The organism is Bacillus sp. SIMBA_008 (genome assembly GCF_046535495.1).
GTDB lineage: Bacteria > Bacillota > Bacilli > Bacillales > Bacillaceae > Bacillus > Bacillus subtilis.
Genome location: NZ_JAWRWL010001394.1, coordinates 1 through 231 on the forward strand (window position 1 = coordinate 1; position 231 = coordinate 231).

Genomic DNA, 231 nt, shown 5'->3' on the forward strand with positions numbered 1-231 from the left:
GTCCCTTTCTAGGGATGAGAGGTTTTTTGTATTTTGGGCGGTGAAAATAAATAGAATTTCAAGGAGGGTATCTCATGAGCTTTAATCATCAAAATATTGAGAAGAAGTGGCAAGGGTACTGGGAAGAGAATAAAACATTCCGTACGCCAGATGAGACAGAAAAACCAAAATTTTATGCACTAGATATGTTCCCATATCCATCAGGTGCAGGCCTACACGTAGGACATCCAG

The 231-nt window shown here is 40.3% G+C and carries 1 protein-coding gene; it reads left to right on the top strand.

Features of this window, described 5'->3' with window-relative positions; translation table 11 throughout:
• Positions 1-74: 74 nt before the first annotated feature.
• Positions 75-231, top strand: a 157-nt coding sequence (locus SB658_RS28045; protein WP_410603880.1) for a hypothetical protein, incomplete at its 3' end; no start/stop codon positions are given.